This is a genomic window from Pedobacter sp. GW456-11-11-14-TSB4 (assembly GCF_059424425.1).
The window spans coordinates 142,868-162,980 of the sequence record NZ_JBWKZK010000001.1 but is presented as its reverse complement, the minus strand read 5'-3'; the positions used below and the strand labels follow the sequence as shown (position 1 = coordinate 162,980).

Below are 20,113 nucleotides of genomic sequence, written 5' to 3'. Positions count from 1 at the left end.
AATGCTGCAAACCAAAATTAAACAAACCTTACGTGACGTTGCCGATTTCCCAAAGCCTGGTATCATTTTTAAAGATATTACTCCCGTTTTAAAAGATGCGTCGCTTTGTGCCGAAATTACCGAAGCATTAGCTTTTCAACTTAAGGATATTAAAATAGATGTTGTTGCGGGTATAGAAAGTCGCGGATTTTTGTTTGGTTTAACATTGGCTCAAGCTTTAAAAGTACCATTTGTACCTATTCGCAAAGCAGGTAAATTACCTTATAAAACCATCCAGCAGTCATACAATTTGGAATATGGTAGCGCAACTCTAGAAGTTCATGAGGATGCATTCACTGCCGGACAAAATGTTCTAATTCACGATGATTTGTTGGCAACTGGCGGAACAGTTGTTGCAGCATCTAAATTGGTTAGTCAATTGCAAGCCAATGTTGCGGCATATTCTTTTTTAATTAGCCTCGATTTTTTAAATGGAAAGCAGAAACTAGATCAATTTACCAAACATACTTTTTCCTTAGTAAGTTATTGAGTTATTTTGCAAAGTTAGTGTTTACGTTGATTAACATTTGTTATTTATTTATTCATAATTTGAAAAAGAATGTTAGTGTTTTATCGGCAATTTTAGCCCCGCTATACATTTATCCCGATAAATCGGGATTCATTGCTATCGGGTTTATAAAACTACCTTAGTGTAAAAAACAACCATTTCACTGCAAAATCTATTAATTAGAAAAAATTTCTCAAATTATTTTCAAAAAATATTCAGCTCAAATTCGTTGTATGTTTCTCCGCAGACAAAAGAAATGAACCAAATACCAAATCATTCTACTTTTTAATAGGGCAATTCGCTTTGATGGTATCATTTTATTTGTCTATAATTGTATCAAACCAAATATAAATCTTAAGAAAAGTTTAAATCCAAACGCTTATTTATTGGCGTCGGTTTAAACTTTTCTTTATTTAAAACCAAATCGTATATGCACACAGGCTTAAGCTTTGAAGTAGCAGAAAATCAAGAAATCATCAAAAAAATGGTGAGCGACTTTGCCGAAAAGAACATTCGTCAAAACGTAATGGAATGGGATGAAGCACAACACTTTCCGGTAGAAATTTTTAAACAGTTAGGTGAGCTTGGCTTAATGGGTGTTTTAGTGCCAGAAATTTATGGAGGCTCTGGCTTTGGCTATCAAGAGTATATAGATGTTATTGTAGAAGTTTCTAAAGTTTGTGGTTCTATCGGTTTATCTTTAGCAGCCCACAACTCACTTTGTACTGGTCATATTTTAGCTTTTGGTAATGAAGAACAAAAAATGAAGTGGTTGCCTAAATTGGCTACTGCCGAGTGGATTGGTGCTTGGGGTTTAACAGAAGCTAACACAGGTTCTGATGCTTTAAGAATGACTACAACTGCTGTTTTAGATGGTGATGAATATATAATTAATGGCGCAAAAAATTGGATTACTCATGGCAAATCTGGCGATGTTGCTGTGGTAATGGTACGTACCGGCGAAGCAGGAAGTTCTAAAGGCATTTCTGCTATTGTTGTAGAACGTGGCACACCAGGTTTTAATGCTGGTAAAAAAGAAAATAAATTAGGTATGCGTGCTTCAGAAACAACCGAAATGATTTTCGATAACTGTCGCGTACCTAAAGAAAATTTATTGGGTAATGAAGGTGATGGTTTTAAACAAGCCATGAAAGTATTAGATGGAGGTCGTATTTCTATTGCAGCTTTATCTTTAGGTATTGCAAAAGGAGCTTACATTGCTGCTGTAAATTATGCTAAACAACGCCATCAGTTCGGTGTGCCAATTTCAAGCTTTCAGGGTATTAGTTTTAAGCTGGCAGATATGGCTACAGAAATTGAAGCCGCAGAGTTATTGATTCGCCAGGCAGCAGATTTAAAAAATCGTCATCAACCTATGACTAAAGAATCAGCAATGGCTAAATATTATGCCTCAGAAGTTGCGGTGCGTTGTGCTACAGAAGCTGTTCAGATTTTTGGTGGCTATGGTTATACTAAAGATTTTCCAGTAGAAAAATTTTATCGCGATAGCAAATTGTGTACAATAGGAGAGGGTACTTCAGAAATTCAGAAACTAGTAATCGCTAGAGAGATTTTAAAGTAAGATTATAAAAGATTTAAACAGAAATAGCCACAATTGCGGCTATTTCTGTTTAATATTAGATATTATTTAATTCATAGGTTCTCTCATGGTAACAACACTGTCTACCACGTAAACGCTAAAGCCTCTCCAAGGCAAAGTCCCTTTATATTCTTTATAATGGAGCTCAAATATTTTGCCGCTGTTCAGCATCATCTTTTTAGCTACTTCTTCATCTGCAACAGAAAATTCAAACTCATTAGATTGTACTGTACCAGTTTGTCTAGATCTTATACCCGATTGGATTAACTTTCCTTCGTAGGTTTTAAATAAATAGCCTTTTTTAACAATGTAATTTAGCTCGCCAGCTTTTACACCTTCGCCAAAAACAAAATAAAATCTGTAATAAAAAAAGATAGCAATAATTAATACAACAATTACAGCTATTATTGAGGTAATTTTTTTTCCAGTTGTCATGGTATGATATGTTTAATTTAGGTTTTTAAATGTATGAAATTAATTGATGACAAGGTGAATTGAAATTAATTCCTTTTTAAAGGTATCCACTTATAAAGAAGATTTAAATTTCAAAATCACTTACTAACTAAATTATTGCCAAAAATGTTTGTTTTTTTAATTAGAGAATAAACAATTATTGCATTGAGAATAAAGCTAAATTAAATTTTCAATAAAAACTTTCTCTGTTTCAATTATTTGCTTACATTTGCAACCCCAATTACAGGGTATTTTAAAAACATCGAGAGGAGGTATTTCTACGTTATGATTATCATTAATATTAAAGACGGCGAATCATTAGATAAAGCGCTTAAACGTTTCAAGAAAAAGTTTGAAAAAACTGGAGTTTTGAGAGAACTACGTAGCCGTCAAGCATACGAGAAAAAATCTGTTGCTCGTCGTACAGAAATTAAACACGCTGTTTATATTCAGAACATGAACCAAGAAGGAACTTTATAGTCTTATCTTGTTTAAATAGATATTAAACGTCTCGATTTTAATCGGGACGTTTTTTTTTGGAAAAAAACGAGCAACAAATGGTAAATTTTGTATATTCACATTTAACGAATATCGAATAAAGCCTATGCTTATTGAAAGTTTTTTAATCTACCTGCAGCATGAGAAGCGCTATTCTCCTCATACCATTATCTCATATCAAACAGATTTATTGCAGTTTGTAGATTTTCTTAAAAAAGATTTCGAAATCAATCCTGATCAGGCAAAGGCAACCCATATTAGAAGTTTTATGGTTTTTCTGTTAGATCATCAAATCTCAGAAAATGCAGTTGGGAGAAAAATATCAACCCTAAGAAGTTTTTATAAATATCTATTAAGGGAGGAAGGTTTAAAAACTAACCCAATGGCTTTAATCAAAGCGCCTAAAGTTCCTAAACGTCTACCCGTATTTATAGAAGATGCCAAGATGGATCTATTGTTGGATGGCGGGGTAGAGGGTAACCTAATCTTCGATGAAAGTTTTGCTAGTCAGCGAGACAAAATTGTTTTAGAATTACTTTTTGGTACCGGCATCCGTTTGGCAGAATTATTAATGCTAAAAGAAACTGATATCAATTATTATGAAGGTACAATTAAAGTATTGGGTAAACGAAACAAAGAACGAATAGTTCCTTTGCATGCGCAATTAGAAGCTCAATTAAAAATTTACATTAATTTAAAATTATCACAACAATTTAATAACAAAAACACTACCTTAATCGTTACAAATACAGGTGTTCCTGCTTATCCTAAATTAATATACAGGATAGTAAATAGTTATTTGACATTGATATCAACCCAAGATAAAAGAAGTCCGCATGTATTGCGGCATTCATTTGCAAGCAGTTTGCTCAATAAAGGAGCAGATTTAACTGCAATTAAAGAATTACTGGGCCACGCAAGCTTGGCGGCAACGCAAGTTTATACGCACAACTCAGTAGAGCGTTTAAAATCTATATATAAACAAGCCCATCCAAAGGCATAAAAAAGGAGGAAAAATGAAAATTAGAGTACAGTCAATCCATTTCAATGCAGACAAGAAATTATTAGAATTTATTCAGAAAAAGGTAGATAAGTTAGATCAGTTTTACGATCAGATTATTGGCGGGGAAGTTTACTTAAAATTAGAGAATGTAGAAGATGAAGCAAACAAAATATCAGAAATAAAATTGATGGTACCAGGTGTTACGCTTTTCGCTAAAGAGCAATGCAAATCTTTCGAAGAAGCTACAGATTTGTCAATTGAGTCGTTAAAAAAGCAAATTACAAAACATAAAGAAAAAACTCGTGCAAAATTAAGCGAACATAAAGCATTGCTTAATGCTGATGAAGTAGCTGATTATTAAGCTCATATTTTTTAAAATAGATATAAAAAGTTCGGCAGATAAAATTCTGTCGAACTTTTTTTTAAAATAAATTTTTTTGAAAGATTTATTATTGTAGATTTGCATTCCATTTCGGAAAGGGCATTAGTGCAACAATGAAACGGTAAGTTCTTTTAAAAGATAAAAAAATAAAAAATGTTAAGTTCGATTGTATAAAAACACAATTTTTTATATATTTGCGCCACATTTAAAAAAGATAAAAGCCTCCTTAGCTCAGCTGGTAGAGCAACTGACTTGTAATCAGTAGGTCATTGGTTCGATCCCGATAGGAGGCTCTTTTTTTTATTGACGATTTTAGATTTACTATTTTAGATTTGAGTTAACGCTCAGTCTTTTTTATTAATTGAGAATTGTAAATAAGATGGGGGGATTCCAGAGCGGCCAAATGGGACAGACTGTAACTCTGTTATCGCAAGATTTCGAAGGTTCGAATCCTTCTCCCCCCACCATCTGATTTTAGATTTAAGATTTTAGATTGACGATTTCAAAATCGTAAGTCGCAAATCCTCAATCGTAAATTAGTAAGCGGAAGTAGCTCAGTTGGTAGAGCGATAGCCTTCCAAGCTATAGGTCGCGAGTTCGAACCTCGTCTTCCGCTCTAAAGTGAAGTGAGCAGTTGGCGGTTAACAGTTAGCAGTTTGTACTGAAAACTGAATACTGGGAACTGAAAACTAATAAGCCGACTTAGCTCAGCGGTAGAGCACTTCCTTGGTAAGGAAGAGGTCATGGGTTCAATTCCCATAGTTGGCTCAAAAAAGAAAAGAATTAAAAGCTTTGTTAATCTGGCAGCAGAACGAACAAGGTTTTTTGTATTGAAATTGTATCAAAACAATAAATAAATAAAAAAGTTAACCTACTAATAAGTATAAAAAAATGGCAAAAGAAAAGTTTGACCGCAGCAAGCCGCACTTAAACATCGGCACAATCGGTCACGTTGACCACGGTAAAACAACCTTAACAGCAGCTATCACTAAAGTGTTATCTGATGCAGGTTTATCTGAGGCACGTTCATTCGATTCAATTGACTCTGCTCCAGAGGAAAAAGAAAGAGGTATCACAATTAACACAGCTCACGTTGAGTATTCAACTGCTAACCGTCACTATGCACACGTAGACTGTCCAGGTCACGCGGATTATGTGAAAAACATGGTTACTGGTGCTGCTCAAATGGATGGTGCTATTATCGTGGTAGCAGCTACAGATGGTCCAATGCCTCAAACTCGCGAGCACATTCTATTGGCTCGTCAGGTAGGTGTACCTTCATTAGTTGTTTTCATGAACAAAGTTGATATGGTGGATGATCCAGAATTACTAGAATTAGTTGAGATGGAAGTTCGTGAATTATTATCTTTCTATGAATTCCCTGGTGATGATATCCCTGTAATTCAAGGTTCAGCTCTTGGTGGTTTGAACGGTGATGCTAAATGGGTAGCAAAAATTATGGAATTAATGGATGCCGTAGATAGCTATATTCCAATTCCTCCACGTTTAACTGATCTTCCATTCTTAATGCCTGTTGAAGATGTATTCTCGATCACTGGTCGTGGTACTGTAGCAACTGGTCGTATCGAGCGTGGTCAAATCAACTCTGGAGATCCAGTTGAGATCTTAGGTATGGGTGCTGAGAACTTAAAATCTACAGTAACTGGTGTTGAGATGTTCCGTAAGATTTTAGATTATGGTGAAGCTGGTGATAACGTAGGTTTATTGTTACGTGGTATTGAGAAAACTGATATCCGTCGTGGTATGGTAATCTGTAAACCAGGTTCAGTAACTCCTCACACTGATTTCAAAGCTGAGATCTATGTATTATCAAAAGCAGAAGGTGGTCGTCACACTCCATTCTTCAACAAATACCGTCCACAATTCTATTTCCGTACTACAGACGTTACAGGAGAAATCTCTTTAGCAGAAGGAACTGAAATGGTAATGCCAGGTGATAACGTAACTATCAACGTAAAATTGATCAACGCTATCGCGATGGAAAAAGGTCTACGTTTCGCAATCCGTGAGGGTGGTAGAACAGTAGGTGCTGGTCAGGTTACTGAAATTGTAAAATAAGCTTTAATTCTGTAAAGAATTAAGTTAATAAATAGATAAGCAAAGTGCTTAAGAATAACTTAAGTACTTTGCTTTCTACTTACGGGAATAGTTCAATGGTAGAATAGAGGTCTCCAAAACCTTTGATCAGGGTTCGAATCCTTGTTCCCGTGCTAACAATACTAATGATTGAATTATAGAATTTTTTAATGATTGAATGCTTATTCTCTCATTCAGTCCTTCAAAATTCACTCATTCAAAATTATTTAAATATGGCTAGTGTAGTTCAGTTTATTAAAGAATCATACGAAGAAATGACCCAGAAGGTTACTTGGCCTACATGGAGCGAATTGCAAAGTTCTGCTGTATTGGTTTTAGTAGCTTCATTTATTATTGCTTTAGTAATTTTTGCAATGGATAAAGGCGCTAACTATATCTTAGAAACTTTTTATAACTCACTTTAAAATTAATATGAACGATCAATTAAAGTGGTACGTAGTTAGAGCGGTTAGTGGTAAAGAGAAGAAAGTAAAGCAATACATTGATTCTGAAATTAGTCGTTTAGGTTTATCTCATTTGGTTCCTCAGGTATTAATTCCTATGGAAAAATACTACCAGATGAAAGAGGGAAAGAAAATTGCAAAAGAACGTAATTTTTATCCTGGATATGTTTTAATTGAAGCAACCCTAGACGGAGAATTAGAACACATTATTAAAGGTGTAAATAGTGTAATTGGATTTTTAGGTGATAAAGCCGGTAATGCAATTCCAATGCGCCAAGCAGAAGTTAACCGTATTTTAGGTAAGGTTGATGAAATGAGCCAACAAGCAGAAACAATGAACATCGCTTATTATGTAGGCGAGAACATTAAAGTAATGGATGGTCCTTTCAATGGTTTTACAGGAGTAATTGAAGAGGTTAATGAAGAGAAGAAAAAACTGAAAGTAATGGTTAAAATCTTCGGACGTAAAACTCCTCTTGAGCTTAACTACATGCAAGTAGAAAAAGAATAAAATTTATTTTAATAAAAATATTTGAGGACTGCAAGATAATTCATATCTTTGCAGTCCTTTTGGTTTTATGTGGAGTTGGTTTAACGTTGGTTAAGGCGAAAGTCTCAATTCTCATATCTAAAATCACATATCTCAAAAGGAATCAAAATGTTACATGCTTCCAATATTTAACATTGAGTATTACAATTAACAAATCAGAAAATGGCAAAAGAAGTCGGTGCACTTGTTAAGTTACAAATCAAAGGCGGAGCTGCAAACCCATCACCACCGGTAGGACCTGCATTAGGTGCTAAAGGTGTTAATATCATGGAGTTTTGTAAACAATTCAATGCTCGTACCCAAGATAAGCCAGGTAAAGTATTACCAGTTGTAATTACTGTATATGCTGACAAGTCTTTCGAATTTATCATCAAAACCCCTCCAGTTGCAATCCAATTATTGGAAGCTACTAAATTACAGAGTGGTTCTGCTGAGCCCAACCGTAAGAAAGTTGGTTCGGTGACTTGGGATCAAGTTAAGTCAATTGCTGAAGATAAGATGACTGATTTAAATGCATTCACTATCGAATCTGCTATGAAAATGGTAGCAGGTACAGCACGCAGTATGGGAATCACCGTTAGTGGTGATGCACCTTGGACAAATTAATTAACAAAAAACAGTTTACAACAGTGGCGAAATTAACAAAAAATCAAAAACTGGCACACGCTAAACTAGAAATCGGTAAATCGTATTCTTTACAGGATGCGGCTGCTTTGGTAAAAGAGATCACTACAACTAAATTTGATGCATCAGTAGATATTGATGTTTCTTTAGGTGTAGATCCACGTAAAGCCAATCAAATGGTACGTGGTATTGCTACTTTACCTCATGGTACAGGTAAAACTGTACGTGTTTTAGTACTTTGTAATCCTGACAAGGAAGAAGAAGCTAAAGCAGCAGGAGCAGATTTCGTAGGTTTAGACGAGTATGTGTCTAAGATTGAAGGTGGTTGGACAGATGTTGACATTATTATCACTACTCCTGCTTGTATGGCTAAGGTAGGTAAATTGGGCCGAGTTTTAGGTCCACGTAACCTTATGCCAAACCCAAAATCAGGTACAGTAACTAACGAAGTTGGTAAAGCTGTAACTGACGTAAAAGGCGGTAAGATTGATTTTAAAGTTGACAAAACTGGTATCATTCATGCTTCAATAGGAAAAGTATCATTCTCAGCAGAGAAAATATATGAAAATGCGTTAGAAGTTCTTCAAACCATTTCTAAATTAAAACCTTCTGCTGCAAAAGGAACTTATTTTAAAAGCATTCACGTGTCTTCTACAATGAGTCCTGGAATTGCAATCGAAACTAAATCAGTAGCGGGGATCTAATTATGAACAGAGAAGAAAAACAAGAAGTAGTTTTAGCTCTACAAGAGAAAATGCAAGAGTATGGCAATTTTTATATTGCTGATACCTCAGGCTTATCTGTTGAGAAAGTAAATACCATCCGTCGCAAATGTTTCGAAAGCGGTATCGAAATGAAAGTTGCAAAAAATACATTAATCAAAATTGCGATTGATGGATTAGAAGGCGACTCATCAGAGATATACCCAGCATTAAAAGGTCAATCAGCTTTATTATTTTCTAAAGTAGGTAACGGTCCAGCTAAGCTGATCAAATCATTAAGAAAAGGTAAAGAAACAAAACCAGAGCTTAAAGGAGCTTATATCGATTCAGCAATATTTGTTGGTGATAACCATTTAGATTCATTAGTAAGTCTTAAATCAAGAGAAGAACTTATTGGCGAAATCATTGGCTTATTACAATCGCCAGCTAAAAATGTTGTTTCGGCTTTACAATCTGGCGGTAACAAAATTGCAGGTATTGTTAAAACATTACAAGAAAGAGGTTAACGAACACCTAAAGTTCGAATTAAACAAAATTATTATTACGTAAATTTTTAAAATCTTAATAAAATGGCAGATTTAAAAGCGTTTGCTGAGCAATTGGTAAACTTAACAGTTAAAGAAGTTAACGAATTAGCTCAAATCTTAAAAGACGAGTATGGTATCGAACCAGCTGCTGCGGCAGTTGCTGTTGCAGGTCCTGCTGCTGGTGGCGAAGCTGCTGCAGTTGAAGAAAAATCTACTTTCGATGTAATCTTGAAAGAAGCTGGTGGTCAGAAATTAGCAGTTGTAAAACTTGTTAAAGACTTAACTGGTTTAGGTTTGAAAGAAGCAAAAGACTTAGTTGATGGTGCACCGAAAGAATTAAAATCAGGTGTTGCTAAAGACGAAGCTGAAGCTTTGAAAAAACAATTAGAAGAAGCTGGAGCTGTAGTTGAGATTAAGTAATCACTTAATTTTAACGAACCTTTAAGAAAAGACTCCGACTGCAAAGTCGGAGTCTATTCCTGTTTATAAACATTTCATCTTGTTTGGTTGATGAAATGCATCGAGGCAAACCAAACAAATAGTTTATTCTTAAACTAAATTAAATTTAGTCCCTTGGCAAATAAAGTCGTAGACCAAAGAGTAAATTTTGCACGTAGTAAGCACATCATAGATTATCCAGATTTTTTGGATGTGCAGTTGCAATCATTTAGAGAATTTTTTCAGATAGAAACCACTTCAGATAACCGTCATACAGAAGGTTTGTTTAAAGTATTTGCTGAAAATTTCCCAATCACTGATTCTAGAAATATATTCGTTTTAGAATTTTTAGATTATTTTATTGACCCACCACGTTATGACATTCCAGAATGTATTGATCGTGGGTTAACTTACAGTGTTCCATTAAAAGCTAAGTTAAAACTTTCTTGTAATGATGCAGAACACGAGGATTTTGAAACCATCATTCAAGATGTATACTTAGGAACCATACCTTACATGACTCCTAAAGGTACTTTTGTGATTAACGGTGCAGAACGTGTAATTGTATCTCAATTACACAGATCTCCAGGTGTGTTCTTCGGCCAAAGCCGTCACACTAATGGAACTAAATTGTATTCTGCTCGTGTGATTCCTTTCAAAGGTTCTTGGATCGAGTTTGCTACAGACGTTAATAACGTGATGTATGCTTATATCGACCGTAAGAAAAAATTCCCGGTAACCACCTTGTTGCGTGCTATTGGTTATGATTCTGATAAAGACATCTTAGAATTATTTGATCTTGCTGACGAAGTAAAAGTTAGTAAATCTGGTTTGAAGAAATATATCGGACGTAAATTAGCTGCAAGAGTTTTAAGAAAATGGGTTGAAGATTTTGTAGATGAGGATACAGGTGAAGTTGTTTCTATAGATCGTAACGAAGTTATCTTAGATAGGGATACCGTTCTTGAAGACGACCATATCGATATGATCATCGATGCAGGTGTAAAATCTATTATCTTATCTAAAGATGATGGTGCATCTCAAGCTGATTATACCATTATATATAACACTTTACAAAAAGATACTTCTAACTCTGAGAAAGAGGCTGTTGAAAACATCTATCGTGCTTTGCGTAATGCAGAACCACCTGATGAGGAAACTGCAAGAGGTATTATTGAGCGTTTATTCTTCTCAGATAAGCGTTATGACTTAGGTGATGTAGGTAGATACCGTATCAACCGTAAGTTGAAAATGGATACTCCAGATCATGTAAAAGTATTAACTAAGGCAGATATTATTGCTATTGTTAAGTACTTGATTAAATTGATCAACTCTAAAGAAGAGGTGGATGATATTGACCACTTGTCTAACCGTCGTGTACGTACCGTAGGTGAGCAGTTATATGCGCAATTTGGTGTTGGTTTAGCTCGTATGGCTAGAACAATCCGTGAGCGTATGAACATTCGTGATAATGAGGTTTTTACTCCAACAGATTTAATTAATGCCCGTACTTTATCGTCGGTAATTAACTCTTTCTTTGGTACAAACCAGTTATCTCAATTCATGGATCAAACCAATCCTTTGGCAGAGATTACACACAAACGTCGTTTGTCAGCTTTAGGCCCAGGTGGTTTATCACGTGAGCGTGCTGGTTTCGAGGTTCGTGACGTTCACTATACGCACTACGGTCGTTTGTGTACTATTGAAACTCCAGAGGGACCAAACATCGGTTTGATTTCATCACTATGTGTACATGCTAAAATTAACAATTTAGGTTTCATCGAAACTCCTTATAAAATTGTTGAGAATGGTGTTGTTGCTGTAGATAAAGATGTAATCTATTTATCAGCAGAAGATGAGGATGGAAAAACCATTGCTCAAGCTAATGCGCAATATGATGAAAAAGGTAACTTCACAACTGCAAGAGTTAAAGCACGTTATGAGGGTGACTTCCCGATTATTGAGCCTGAGAAATTAGACTTAATGGATATCGCTCCAAATCAAATTACTTCGATCGCAGCTTCGTTAATTCCTTTCTTGGAGCATGATGATGCGAACAGGGCTTTGATGGGATCGAACATGCAACGTCAGGCAGTACCATTATTACGTCCAGAAGCTCCAATTGTAGGTACAGGTTTAGAAGGTCGCGTTGCTCGTGATTCAAGAACTTTGATCAACGCTGAAGGTGATGGTGTAGTAGAATATGTTGATGCTAATGAAATCACTATTAAATATGTACGTAACGATGGAGATCGTTTAGTATCATTTGAAGGTGATAGCAAAACTTATAAATTAATCAAGTTCAAAAAAACCAACCAGAATACTTGTATCAACTTAAAACCAATTGTTAAAAAAGGTCAAAAAGTTGTTAAAGGACAAGTACTTTGTGAAGGTTATGCAACTGAAAATGGAGAGTTGGCATTAGGAAGAAACTTAAAAGTAGCTTTCATGCCTTGGCAAGGATACAACTTTGAGGATGCGATTGTTATTAACGAACGTATTGTTAGAGATGATATTTTTACCTCTTTACACATTGAAGAATTTGAATTAGAAGTACGTGATACAAAACGTGGTGAAGAGGAGTTAACTCCAGATATTCCGAACGTTTCTGAAGAAGCTACTAAAGATTTAGATGAAAATGGTATTATCCGTATTGGTGCAGAAGTAAAAGAAGGCGATATCTTAATTGGTAAAATTACACCAAAAGGTGAGTCTGATCCTTCTCCAGAAGAGAAATTACTTCGTGCTATTTTCGGTGATAAAGCTGGTGATGTTAAAGATGCTTCATTAAAAACTCCACCATCAATTAAAGGTGTGGTAATTGATACTAAACTATTCTCAAGAGCTAAGAAAACTACTAAAGCAGAAGAAAAATCAGCTATTGAGAAATTAGATAAGAGATATAATTTAGCTACAGAGAACCTTAAAAACGAATTAGTTGATAAATTATTCCAAATTGTAAATGGTAAAACATCTCAAGGTGTATTTAACGTTTATAAGGAAATGTTAATTGCTAAAGGCGCTAAGTTTACTCAGAAAATATTGGCAGACTTAGAGTATGCTCATATTAACCCATACAAATGGACAACTGATGATGATAAAAATGATCAAATCAAGTTGTTGTTACACAATTATGGTATCCGTGTTAACGAAGAATTAGGAGCATACAAACGCGATAAATTTGCAATTAGTGTTGGTGATGAGTTGCCATCAGGAATTGTACAAATGGCGAAAGTTTATGTAGCTAAAAAACGTAAATTAAAAGTAGGTGATAAGATGGCTGGTCGTCACGGTAATAAGGGTATTGTTGCTCGTATTGTACGTGATGAAGATATGCCTTTCTTAGAAGATGGAACACCAGTTGATATTGTGTTGAACCCACTGGGTGTACCTTCACGTATGAACTTGGGCCAGATCTACGAAACCGTATTGGCATGGGCTGGTAAAGAATTGGGTGTAAAATTTGCAACTCCAATTTTTGATGGTGCTAAGCATGATGAGGTTGAAGAGTGGATTGCTAAAGCAGGTGTACCAGCTTCTGGTAGAACTTACTTACACAATGGTTTAACAGGTGAGAAATTTGATCAGCCGACTACAGTAGGTATTATTTATATGCTTAAACTTGGTCACATGGTTGATGATAAGATGCACGCTCGTTCTATCGGACCATACTCATTAATTACACAACAACCGTTGGGTGGTAAAGCTCAATTTGGTGGTCAGCGTTTTGGTGAGATGGAGGTTTGGGCATTAGAGGCATTTGGTGCAGCTAATATCCTTCAAGAAATCTTAACAGTTAAATCTGATGATGTAATTGGAAGAGCAAAAACCTACGAAGCCATTGTAAAAGGCGAAAACCTACCAACACCGGGTGTACCAGAATCATTTAATGTATTGGTACATGAGTTACGTGGTTTAGGTTTAGATATTACGTTAGACTAAAGTATCGAGTATTGAGTATCGAGTATCAAGAAATGGCGTTAAGCTAAGTCTTGATACTTGATACTAGCTACTTACTACTAAAAACAAAAGAGCTATGTCTTACAAAAAGGATAATAAATTAAAAAGCAATTTCACCTCGATAACCATTAGCTTATCGTCTCCAGAAACTATTTTGGAGCGTTCAAGTGGTGAGGTGTTAAAACCTGAGACTATCAATTACCGTACTTACAAACCTGAACGTGATGGTTTGTTTTGTGAACGTATTTTTGGTCCGGTAAAAGATTACGAATGTCACTGTGGTAAATACAAACGTATCCGTTATAAAGGTATTGTTTGTGATCGTTGTGGTGTTGAGGTAACTGAGAAAAAAGTACGTAGAGAGCGTATGGGACACATCAACTTGGTGGTTCCTGTAGCGCATATCTGGTATTTCCGTTCATTACCAAACAAAATCGGATACCTTTTAGGTTTACCAACCAAAAGATTAGATTTGATTATTTACTACGAGCGTTATGTAGTAATTCAAGCTGGTTTAATGGCTGATCAAGGTATCAATTACATGGACTTCTTAACTGAAGAAGAGTATTTAGATATCTTAGATAAATTACCTAAAGAAAATCAATATTTAGATGATAAAGACCCTAATAAATTTGTAGCCAAAATGGGTGCAGAAGCTTTAGAAGATTTATTAAAACGTATTGATTTAGATACCTTATCTTACAATTTACGTCACCAAGCTGCTAACGAAACTTCTCAACAGCGTAAAAATGAGGCTTTAAAACGTCTTCAAGTTGTAGAAGCTTTCCGTGGTGCTAGAACTCGTATTGAGAATAACCCAGAGTGGATGATTATTAAAATCGTTCCAGTTATTCCACCAGAATTACGTCCTTTAGTGCCTTTAGAAGGTGGTCGTTTTGCTACTTCAGATTTGAACGATTTATATCGTCGTGTAATTATCCGTAACAACCGTTTAAAACGTTTGATCGAAATTAAAGCACCAGAAGTTATTTTACGTAACGAAAAACGTATGTTACAGGAAGCTGTAGATTCGTTATTTGATAACTCACGTAAAGTAAATGCTGTTAAAACCGAAGGTAACAGAGCATTAAAATCTTTATCAGATATTTTAAAAGGTAAACAAGGTCGTTTCCGTCAAAACTTATTGGGTAAACGTGTGGATTATTCTGCTCGTTCGGTAATTGTTGTAGGTCCAAACCTTAAATTACACGAATGTGGTTTACCTAAAGATATGGCTGCTGAGCTTTTCAAACCGTTTATCATTCGTAAGATGATTGAGCGTGGAATAGTGAAAACAGTAAAATCTGCTAAGAAAATTGTTGATAGAAAAGATCCATTAGTTTGGGATATTCTGGAAAACGTATTGAAAGGACACCCAGTGTTACTAAATCGTGCACCAACGTTGCACAGATTAGGTATCCAGTCTTTCCAACCAAAATTAGTAGAAGGAAAAGCAATCCAACTGCACCCATTAGTGTGTACAGCATTTAACGCGGATTTTGATGGTGACCAGATGGCGGTGCATTTACCTTTAGGTCATGCAGCAATTTTGGAAGCCCAAGTTTTAATGTTGGCAGCACACAACATCTTAAACCCTGCAAATGGTACCCCAATTACGGTTCCATCTCAGGATATGGTTTTGGGTCTTTATTATATTACTAAAGGCCGTAGAACTGATGAGACACGTGTTGTTAAAGGGCAAGATCAATCTTTCTATTCTCCGGAAGAAGTAATTATTGCTTATAACGAGAAAAAAATCGATTTACACGCTTTTATTAAAGTAAAGGTAAACGTAAAACAAGAAGACGGTACGATTGTAAATAAACTAACAGAAACTACTGTTGGTAGGGTATTATTTAACCAAATGGTACCAGAAGAAGTAGGCTATATAAATGAGCTATTAACCAAAAAATCTTTAAGAGATATTATTGGTGAGGTAGTGAAAATGACTGGTATGGCTCGTTCGGCAAGATTCTTAGATGATATCAAAGAACTTGGTTTTAAAATGGCTTTCCAAGGTGGATTATCATTTAATTTACAAGACGTTAACATTCCTGTAGAGAAACATACTTTATTAGAGCAAGCTGCTAACGAAGTTGAAGAAGTAAGAAACAACTATAACATGGGTTTCATTACCAACAACGAGCGTTACAACCAAATTATTGATATCTGGACACGTATCAACAACCGTTTAACAACGTTTGTAATGAACCAATTGTCTTCAGATAACCAAGGCTTCAACTCTGTTTACATGATGCTTGACTCTGGAGCCCGTGGTTCTAAAGAGCAAATTCGTCAGCTAGCAGGTATGCGTGGTTTGATGGCTAAGCCTCAAAAATCTGGTTCAGGTGGTGAGATTATCGAAAACCCTATTTTATCTAACTTTAAAGAAGGTTTATCGGTATTAGAGTACTTTATCTCTACTCACGGTGCTCGTAAAGGTTTGGCAGATACGGCGTTAAAGACAGCTGATGCTGGTTATTTGACTCGTCGTTTGCATGATGTTGCACAAGATATGATTGTAAACGCTGTTGATTGTGGTACTTTAAGAGGTATGTACACTACTGCGTTAAAAGATCAAGAAGATATTGTTGAGCCGTTATACGAACGTATTTTAGGTCGTATTTCACTACATGATGTTTTCAATCCTTTAGATGGAAAATTATTAGTAGGTGCTGGCGAAGATATTACTGAAGAAATTGCTAAAACAATTGAAGAATCTCCACTTGAAGGAGTAGAAATTCGTTCGGTATTAACTTGTGAAAACAAACGTGGTGTTTGTTCATTGTGTTATGGTCGTAACTTAGCTTCTGGTAAACGTGTTCAAAAAGGTGAGGCTGTAGGTGTAATTGCTGCACAGTCAATCGGTGAGCCGGGTACACAGTTAACCTTACGTACATTCCACGTGGGTGGTACTGCATCAAACATTGCTGCAGAATCTCAAATCAACGCTAAATTTGATGGTGTGATCGAGTTTGAAAATTTACGTACTGTAGAAACTCAAACTGAAGATGGTACCACTGATATTGTTTTAGGTCGTTCAGGTGAATTTAAAATCACTGAACCAGGTACAGGAAAAGTTATTGTAACTAATAACGTTCCTTATGGTGCTTTCCTTTTTGTAAAAGAAGGTGATAAAGTATCCAAAGGCGATAAAATCTGTTCATGGGATCCATACAACGCGGTTATCATATCTGAGTTTGCTGGTAAAATTCAATTTGATGCAATTGTAGAAGGTGTAACCTTCCGCGAAGAGTCTGATGAACAAACTGGTCACCGCGAGAAAGTAATTATCGATACACGTGATAAAACTAAAAACCCTGCTATTCAGGTAGTAGATAAAAAAGGTGAATTAATCAGAAACTACAACATTCCGGTGGGGGCTCACATTGCTATTGAAGAAGGTGAAGCAGTTCAGACAGGACAAATTTTGGTTAAGATACCTCGTGCAACTGGTAAAACTCGAGATATTACAGGTGGTTTACCACGTGTAACTGAGTTATTCGAAGCACGTAATCCATCTAATCCAGCTGTAGTAACTGAAATTGATGGTGTGGTAACTTTAGGTGGTGTTAAACGCGGTAATCGTGAGATGACTATCGAATCTAAAGACGGAGAAGTTAAAAAATATCTAGTGCCATTGTCTAAGCACATTTTGGTACAGGATAACGATTTCGTGAAAGCAGGTATGCCATTATCTGATGGATCGATTTCTCCAGCTGATATTTTAGCAATTAAAGGCCCAGCGGCTGTACAAGAATACTTAGTAAATGGTATCCAAGAGGTTTACCGTTTACAAGGTGTGAAAATTAACGATAAACATTTCGAGGTTATTGTGCACCAAATGATGCAGAAGGTTCATATCGAAGATCCGGGTGATACTCGTTTCTTAGAAAATGATTCTGTTGATAGATGGGACTTTATGGTTGAGAACGATGAAATATATGACAAAAAAGTTGTTGTAGATTCAGGTGATTCTGAAACAGTAAAACCAGGTCAAATTCTTTCGTTACGTAAATTAAGAGATGAAAATTCTCAATTGAAACGTAAAGACATGAAACAAATTGAAGTACGTGACGCACAACCTGCAACCGCGAGTTCAATTTTGCAAGGTATTACTAGAGCTTCATTAGGTACCAAATCGTTTATCTCTGCAGCATCATTCCAGGAAACTACAAAAGTACTGAATGAGGCAGCTATTGCAGGTAAACGTGATAACATGTTAGGCTTAAAAGAAAACGTAATTGTTGGTCACTTGATTCCTTCAGGTACTGGTGTACGTGGCTATGAGCGTATCATTGTAGGTTCTCAAGAAGAATACGATAAATTGTTAGCATCTAAAGCTGAAGAAGAGGTAGAGGCATAATTTGTAAATTTTTTCAAAAAGAAACTTAAGATCAAATCCCTAACATTAATTTGTTAGGGATTTTTTGTTTTACATTGTAATTGCTTATTGAATTAAATCCTATACTAATTTTAGATTATGGCAGTAATGCTGAACTAAGTTAGCTCTTGGCGGCCAACAGGTTTAGAGCGAGAAAAAGGGCTGTAATCTGATGTGCTGATAGGAACTGTAAATAGTATAAATGGCAGACATTTAATAAACGGGATCGTTACGTAAATCCTTTTGTGTAACGCTGACGTGTGCCGATTTTAATCGGTAGCGCAGTCGAAGTGTAATAAAAGATTGAAGTAGAGAGCCCGACTATCGTTAAATAAATCGATTGAATGTGCTTTTCTTAAAGTAATTATAGATTTTATGGTTAGATTTCGAAAATTTAAAAATGCTTTTTATACTTTTGGATATTATGGAAGAGCAACAGAACGAAAATCAAATCAATATAGAATTATCTGAAGAAATTGCTGAAGGCGTTTTTTCTAATTTAGCGATCATTACTCATTCTAATACTGAATTTGTATTAGATTTTATCAGGGTAATGCCTGGTGTACCAAAGGCAAAGGTAAAATCAAGAATTATATTAACACCAGAACATGCTAAGCGTTTATTACATGCAATGCAAGATAATATAGAAAAGTTTGAGATGGCGCATGGTAAAATTAAAACTCAAGATGAACCTCCAGGTTTTCCAATGAATTTTGGTGGACCAACAGCTCAGGCCTAGTATCTCGTCTTCTAATATTAAGCTGTGTTAAATGATTTAACATTTACCACAGCTTATTAAACTCTTTATTGCGATAATACGTAGTTAAGTAGTTTCTCTTTCTACTATTTGTGTGTTTAAAATAACAGTTTTTAGTGTATAATCCATCTTCTCTTTCTTTGCGTTTATCTCATCCAAAAGCAGATTTACTGCTTGTATGCCCATTTCAAAACCAGGTTGATCAATGGTGCTTAGTTTTGGTTTACTAATACTTGATATAAACCAATTGCTAAAGCCAATAATTTTAATTTGATTTGGTATATCTGCCCCTAAATCTTGTAACCCATTTAATACTCCAAGTGCTACTAAATCTGTTATAACAAATATTCCGTCAATATTTTTATGATGCCTATAAATGTCGTTAGCAAATTTAATACCCTCTTCATATTCTACATGAGTACAGGTGAAAACAAGATCAGCATCATAAGGAATAGAATAATATTCTAAAGCTTTTTTATAGCCTAAAAACCTATCAATAGAGTTTTGAGGATTAGTTGGGCCTCTAACATGTGCAATTACTCTGCATCCTTTAAGTATTAAATGTTCAACCGCATTAAATGCCGCCTGCTTATCATCAATAAGAATTTTGGAGCTTGGGATCATTTTAGAAATTTTATCAAACTGAACCAAAGGGATTTTTTTGCTTATAATTTCCTTTAAGTGATTTTCTGCATTTGATTCGTTAGACAAGGAAATTAAAATTCCATCAACACGTTTGTTTATTAATAAATTAACGTATTGCTTTTCTAATTCTACAGATTCGTTAGACTGCAAAACTATTACTAAGTAGCCCATTGATGTTGCTGTTTGAACAACACCACTAACCACATTTCCAAAAAAATGATGTACAATTTCGGGAATGATTAATCCAATTGTTTTCGATTCGTTAGATTTAAGATAAAGAGCAAAATTATTTGGCGTAAAATTAAGCTGCTTTGCAAGATCAATTACTGCAGCTTTTGTCTTCGGACTAACATCGCTATAATTTTTTAAGGCTTTGGAAACCGTTGTTATAGAAATACCAAGTTTAGCTGCTATCTCTTTTAAAGTAACCTCTTTTGTCATCATTTTATATTTGGTGAATCT

The 20,113-nt window shown here is 35.3% G+C and carries 17 protein-coding genes and 5 tRNA genes; 20 read left to right on the top strand and 2 right to left on the bottom strand.

What is annotated here, in order from left to right; genetic code table 11:
- The first annotated feature begins 1 nt into the window (after position 1).
- Both AC07XU_RS00720 and AC07XU_RS00715 read left to right on the top strand, forming a co-directional pair.
- A complete protein-coding gene (locus tag AC07XU_RS00720) occupies positions 2–529 on the top strand; it encodes an adenine phosphoribosyltransferase (protein ID WP_494941708.1) in 528 nt (175 codons plus the stop codon).
- 448 nt (positions 530–977) lie between these two features.
- Entirely contained in the window at positions 978–2,129 is a 1,152-nt protein-coding gene (locus AC07XU_RS00715) for an acyl-CoA dehydrogenase family protein (RefSeq protein WP_494941707.1), read from the top strand.
- Between the two features lie 66 nt (positions 2,130–2,195).
- Here AC07XU_RS00715 and AC07XU_RS00710 read toward each other — a convergent pair whose 3' ends face one another.
- Positions 2,196–2,582, bottom strand: a complete 387-nt coding sequence (locus AC07XU_RS00710) for a hypothetical protein (RefSeq protein WP_494941706.1) — start codon at positions 2,580–2,582, stop codon at positions 2,196–2,198.
- A gap of 303 nt (positions 2,583–2,885) precedes the next feature.
- On the opposite strand from AC07XU_RS00710, the gene rpsU reads away from it, so the two are divergent.
- The 18 genes from rpsU (at position 2,886) to AC07XU_RS00620 (ending at position 18,988) form a co-directional block, all read left to right on the top strand.
- Positions 2,886–3,080: a 30S ribosomal protein S21 gene (rpsU, locus tag AC07XU_RS00705; RefSeq protein ID WP_055132547.1), complete on the top strand. Its 195-nt coding sequence runs from the start codon at positions 2,886–2,888 to the stop codon at positions 3,078–3,080.
- Positions 3,081–3,204: 124 nt separating this feature from the next.
- On the top strand, positions 3,205–4,101 hold the full coding sequence (locus tag AC07XU_RS00700; protein ID WP_494941705.1) for a tyrosine-type recombinase/integrase: 897 nt from the start codon (positions 3,205–3,207) through the stop codon (positions 4,099–4,101).
- Between the two features lie 13 nt (positions 4,102–4,114).
- A complete protein-coding gene (gene hpf, locus AC07XU_RS00695; RefSeq protein ID WP_494941704.1) occupies positions 4,115–4,462 on the top strand; it encodes a ribosome hibernation-promoting factor, HPF/YfiA family in 348 nt (115 codons plus the stop codon).
- Between the two features lie 241 nt (positions 4,463–4,703).
- A tRNA-Thr gene (locus tag AC07XU_RS00690) sits at positions 4,704–4,776 on the top strand.
- A gap of 88 nt (positions 4,777–4,864) precedes the next feature.
- Positions 4,865–4,950 (top strand) — tRNA-Tyr (locus tag AC07XU_RS00685).
- Positions 4,951–5,026: 76 nt separating this feature from the next.
- Positions 5,027–5,099: transfer RNA gene (locus AC07XU_RS00680), tRNA-Gly, on the top strand.
- A gap of 80 nt (positions 5,100–5,179) precedes the next feature.
- Positions 5,180–5,251 (top strand) — tRNA-Thr (locus tag AC07XU_RS00675).
- Positions 5,252–5,374: 123 nt separating this feature from the next.
- The gene (gene tuf, locus AC07XU_RS00670; RefSeq protein ID WP_494941703.1) at positions 5,375–6,562 is read left to right on the top strand and encodes an elongation factor Tu; all 1,188 of its coding nucleotides are present in this window, start codon (positions 5,375–5,377) and stop codon (positions 6,560–6,562) included.
- Between the two features lie 81 nt (positions 6,563–6,643).
- Positions 6,644–6,714, top strand: a tRNA-Trp gene (locus AC07XU_RS00665).
- Positions 6,715–6,813: 99 nt separating this feature from the next.
- The gene (gene secE / locus AC07XU_RS00660; protein ID WP_494941702.1) at positions 6,814–7,005 is read left to right on the top strand and encodes a preprotein translocase subunit SecE; all 192 of its coding nucleotides are present in this window, start codon (positions 6,814–6,816) and stop codon (positions 7,003–7,005) included.
- 7 nt (positions 7,006–7,012) lie between these two features.
- Complete coding sequence (gene nusG, locus AC07XU_RS00655; RefSeq protein WP_136877555.1) at positions 7,013–7,555, top strand: transcription termination/antitermination protein NusG; 543 nt, start codon at positions 7,013–7,015, stop codon at positions 7,553–7,555.
- A 201-nt stretch (positions 7,556–7,756) separates the two neighbouring features.
- Positions 7,757–8,200, top strand: a complete 444-nt coding sequence (gene rplK / locus AC07XU_RS00650) for a 50S ribosomal protein L11 (RefSeq protein WP_494941701.1) — start codon at positions 7,757–7,759, stop codon at positions 8,198–8,200.
- Between the two features lie 23 nt (positions 8,201–8,223).
- On the top strand, positions 8,224–8,922 hold the full coding sequence (rplA, locus tag AC07XU_RS00645; RefSeq protein WP_494941700.1) for a 50S ribosomal protein L1: 699 nt from the start codon (positions 8,224–8,226) through the stop codon (positions 8,920–8,922).
- Between the two features lie 2 nt (positions 8,923–8,924).
- On the top strand, positions 8,925–9,446 hold the full coding sequence (rplJ, locus tag AC07XU_RS00640; RefSeq protein WP_494941699.1) for a 50S ribosomal protein L10: 522 nt from the start codon (positions 8,925–8,927) through the stop codon (positions 9,444–9,446).
- A 63-nt stretch (positions 9,447–9,509) separates the two neighbouring features.
- Positions 9,510–9,887: a 50S ribosomal protein L7/L12 gene (gene rplL / locus AC07XU_RS00635; protein WP_090994163.1), complete on the top strand. Its 378-nt coding sequence runs from the start codon at positions 9,510–9,512 to the stop codon at positions 9,885–9,887.
- Positions 9,888–10,040: 153 nt separating this feature from the next.
- The gene (rpoB, locus tag AC07XU_RS00630; RefSeq protein ID WP_494941698.1) at positions 10,041–13,847 is read left to right on the top strand and encodes a DNA-directed RNA polymerase subunit beta; all 3,807 of its coding nucleotides are present in this window, start codon (positions 10,041–10,043) and stop codon (positions 13,845–13,847) included.
- Between the two features lie 94 nt (positions 13,848–13,941).
- A complete protein-coding gene (rpoC, locus tag AC07XU_RS00625) occupies positions 13,942–18,231 on the top strand; it encodes a DNA-directed RNA polymerase subunit beta' (RefSeq protein ID WP_494941697.1) in 4,290 nt (1,429 codons plus the stop codon).
- A 442-nt stretch (positions 18,232–18,673) separates the two neighbouring features.
- Complete coding sequence (locus tag AC07XU_RS00620) at positions 18,674–18,988, top strand: DUF3467 domain-containing protein (protein ID WP_494942984.1); 315 nt, start codon at positions 18,674–18,676, stop codon at positions 18,986–18,988.
- Between the two features lie 84 nt (positions 18,989–19,072).
- On the opposite strand, the gene AC07XU_RS00615 is transcribed toward AC07XU_RS00620, so the two are convergent.
- Positions 19,073–20,095, bottom strand: coding sequence for a LacI family DNA-binding transcriptional regulator (locus tag AC07XU_RS00615; protein ID WP_494941696.1), 1,023 nt, complete (start codon positions 20,093–20,095; stop codon positions 19,073–19,075).
- Positions 20,096–20,113 lie beyond the last annotated feature (18 nt).